Annotated in this window: 4 protein-coding genes; 3 read left to right on the top strand and 1 reads right to left on the bottom strand. The window is 68.2% G+C overall.

Translation table 11 applies throughout. From position 1 onward, the window contains the following. The 3 genes from ASG79_RS12115 to nboR form a co-directional block, all read left to right on the top strand. The coding region (locus ASG79_RS12115) for a hypothetical protein (protein ID WP_056391377.1) at nucleotides 1–235 on the top strand (235 nt) is incomplete at its 5' end. Between the two features lie 119 nt (nucleotides 236–354). After that, nucleotides 355–1,332 carry an NAD(P)H-dependent flavin oxidoreductase gene (locus ASG79_RS12120; RefSeq protein ID WP_056391380.1) on the top strand — a complete coding sequence of 326 codons (978 nt, stop codon included), beginning with the start codon at nucleotides 355–357 and terminating at the stop codon, nucleotides 1,330–1,332. Between the two features lie 34 nt (nucleotides 1,333–1,366). Continuing rightward, a complete protein-coding gene (gene nboR / locus ASG79_RS12125; RefSeq protein ID WP_056391383.1) occupies nucleotides 1,367–2,017 on the top strand; it encodes a nicotine blue oxidoreductase in 651 nt (216 codons plus the stop codon). Nucleotides 2,018–2,030: 13 nt separating this feature from the next. On the opposite strand, the gene ASG79_RS24120 is transcribed toward nboR, so the two are convergent. Continuing rightward, nucleotides 2,031–2,970 (bottom strand): HNH endonuclease signature motif containing protein (locus tag ASG79_RS24120; protein WP_235509798.1); only part of this gene is annotated, 940 nt, incomplete at its 5' end. Nucleotides 2,971–3,419 lie beyond the last annotated feature (449 nt).

A 3,419-nucleotide genomic window follows, 5' to 3' on the forward strand; every position in this document is an offset into this window, starting at 1 on the left:
GTTCGTCCCCAACGAATTCGCCACCCTCGGCGCCGACGGCTTCGGCTTCTCCGACACCCGCGCAGCAGCCCGCCGCTACTTCAAGAACGACACCCACTCCATCGTGGTGAAAGTGCTGCAAATGCTGGCGGCGAGGGGCGAGGTTGAGGAGGGCGCGCCGTCGTATGCCCTGGACCGCTACAAACTCCTGGACGTCAACGCCGGCACCACCGGTGGCGCGGGCGGCGACGCCTGAGACGGGGAAACCGCGCCAAATTCCGGAGGCCTTTGGGCCTATTGACGACGGTGCAGCTGCGGTCTGTACTTGCCCTGTAAGCCCGTCCCTGTTGTGTGAAGGAGCAGCGGTGGAGTCCGATGCTGCGGACGTCTTTTTGTAAACTCCTCGGAATTGACTACCCCATCATGCAGGCGGGAATGGGGCCCTTCGGGAGCGATGCAGCACTGGCTGCTGCTGTTTCCAACGCAGGCGCTTTGGGCAGCCTCGGCGGTGCACTTCGCACCGCCGAGGATCTTCGCGGCAGCATCCGGCGAATCCGGGAGCTCACCGGGCGGCCTTTCGCGGTGAACTTCACCCAGCCCTGGCTGCAGGGCCACCCCGAGTCCTTCGACATAGCTGTGGAGATGCAGGCGCCTGTGATTTCCATGGCGCTGGGCGATCCGTACGGGTTCCCGGCAAAGGTGCATGCAGCGGGTGGCCTTTTTGTACAGCAGGTCCACACTGTCCAGCAGGCCCGGCTGGCTGCGGACCGCGGCGCGGACGTGATCATTGCCCAGGGAGCTGAAGCCGGCGGGTTCGGCGGGAGTATCTCCACGTTGGTCCTGGTGCCGCAGGTGGTGGATGCGGTGAATCCCTTGCCGGTTCTGGCTGCGGGTGGAATTGCAGACGGCAGGGGCTTGGCGGCTGCCCTCATGCTGGGCGCCCAGGGAGCCAATATGGGGACGCGTTTCCTGGCGTCGACAGAAGCATCGATCAGCGAAGGCTGGAAACGCTCCCTGGTAGCCGCCGAAGCCCAGGACGCCGTCAAGGTGGAGGTCTGGGACGATATCTTCACGAAACCGGGGAGCGGTGCCTTCGATGTGGTTCCCCGCGCCCTGCGGACCCCTTTCATAGATCAGTGGCAACCCAACCGGGCTGGAGCGGTGCACCAGTCGGCCCGGCTCCAGGAAGAAATTGGAACGGGAATCCGGGAGGGGCGGATGGAGGAGTATGTACCATTCACCGGCCAGTCCGCGGGGCTGGTCAGCAGCATTCTCCCGGCCGCAGGGATCGTGCAGGAGCTCGTGGCTGGAGCCGTTGGCGCATTGCGGCGTGCCCGGGAACTTGGTGTGTAAAAGGCCACCGCCTCGGAAGCACTACAGTGCAGCTATGACGAGCATGGATGCCCGCGGAGCGGAATCGGCTGGCCCCAGGGTGACGGGCATTGTGCTGGCAGCCGGAGGCGGGACCCGGCTGGGTTTGGGTCCCAAGGCCCTGTTGCCGTATCGCGGTCGGCCGCTGGTTGAGGCCATCGCAGGCAGGCTGCTCGACGGCGGCTGCCGGGAAGTGGTGGTGGTCCTGGGGGCTGGAGCAGCTGATGTTGAGGCTGCTGCCCGTTTGGACCACTGCCGAGTGCTGACCAACGTGGAATGGCAGTCAGGAATGGGCAGCTCCTTCCTGCTCGGGAACCAGGCCGCGGCTCCGCAGGACCACCTGCTGGTTGCGCTGGTGGACCAGCCGGGCCTGACCTCCGAAACCGTGGAGCGGCTGCTGGACCGCCACCGCCCCGGACGGATTACCGCTGCCGCCTACCGCCGACGCGACGGCCCCGGCGATGGCGGGGACGCTGAACTCCAGCGCGGCCATCCCCTGCTCATCGACGTGTCCCTGCGGGAAGCGGTGTGTGCAACAGTGAAGGGCGACGCCGGCGCACGCGGCTTCCTGCGGGCGCATCCGGAACTGGTGGATGAGGTGGATTGCAGCGACCAGTCAACGGGTGAGGATGTGGATACCCCGGACCAGTTGGGGCTTCTCCGTTAGCAACCGAGGGTGGTCAGGCATGGGCGTGCAGGAACTTCTCAAGGGCATCCTCCCAGGGGGACGTGCCGTGGTGAACGATGTCGATGCTGCCCGGCTGTGGTCGTTCCGGCCACCTTGGTGGTTCCCAGTCCTGGTGTTCGCTTGTGTAGTGGCGGCCTGTGGGTGAGGTCCAGCCGGGTGGTTCGTTCGTGGTGGCCGGGGTGGGTTTCCAGGCGGTGGTGTGCCGGAGCCGGTGGTGTTTCGGGCAGGGCTGTCCCAGGTTGCTGATTCCGGTGGTGCCGCCGTGGTGCCAGGCGAGGAGATGGTCGGCTTCCGTGTCCAGGGAGTTGTTGCTGCAGCCCGGGAACGGGCATTTCCCGTCCCGCATCCGCAGCCAGGCCCGCATCGCCCTGGGAACCCGGTAACTCTTCCGGCCGATCTCCAACGGCGCCCCGTCCCGCGGGTCCACCAACACCCGGTAAAACGAGCCCGCCCCGTCCGCGACCAGTCGCCGCGCCATCGACGCCGGCACCGGACCATACCCGTCCAGCATCGCCGGTTCATCGGTCAGGCCCATCAGCGCGAACACCGGAACCGTAACCAGGACCTCGGCGCGGACCGATGGCGACTGGTGGCCAGTTCCCGATGCGGCGCTGGTCCCGCTGCCGCTGGTGCCGGCGCCCGGCCCGGCAGCAGCCACGACGCCGGCAGTGGCACTGGCACTGGTGAGACTGGTGCTGCCGCCCCGGGTGTTACCGCTGCCGAGGATCGCGGCGGTGAAACTGTCCGCGCGCAGCTGGGGCATGGTCCTGTCCTCGGCCGGCCCCTGCAAACCTCGTGCGGCAGCGGTGAGCCGGTTCCACCCAGCCATGGCCTGGTCCGCGGGCAGGTACGCGCCCAGCCACGCCATCCCGTCCCGGTCCGGCCGGAACTCCACCCGCCGCTCCGCCACACCCCTGGCGTGCCGCTTCTCCNTGGTCCGCGGGCAGGTACGCGCCCAGCCACGCCATCCCGTCCCGGTCCGGCCGGAACTCCACCCGCCGCTCCGCCACACCCCTGGCGTGCCGCTTCTCCATCGATTCGGCGTGGTGGCGTTCCCGCCAGGTCCGGGCCTTGACCCGGAACCGGTGCGCCGGCAGTTCCCCAACCGGGCACCCCCTGGCCGGGGGAAGGGCGTCCGGGTCCGGCGTATCGGGTGGCAGGAAATGCGCCTCCAACGCCGCCGCCCCCGCCGCATCAAGGGACGCCGTCTCGTCTGCCAGCACTATCGCGTGCTGCCACGACAGGGTCCCGGACTGCAGCGCCTCCAAAGTCCGCGGCAATGAAACAGTCAGGGCGTGGGAGGTGGCCAGGAACGACGCCGCCGCCCGCGGACCCAGGGCCAGCACGCACCCGATCTCCGCCGCGACCGCCATTTCCTGCG

Origin of the sequence: Arthrobacter sp. Soil761 (assembly GCF_001428325.1) — a bacterium.
Classification (GTDB): Bacteria; Actinomycetota; Actinomycetes; order Actinomycetales; family Micrococcaceae; genus Arthrobacter.

Excerpts from the sequence above, each read along its gene's own strand:
- nboR (WP_056391383.1), top strand. The coding sequence starts at position 1,367 with ATGACGAGCATGGATGCCCGCGGAGCGGAATCGGCTGGCCCCAGGGTG.
- ASG79_RS12120 (WP_056391380.1), top strand. The coding sequence starts at position 355 with ATGCTGCGGACGTCTTTTTGTAAACTCCTCGGAATTGACTACCCCATC.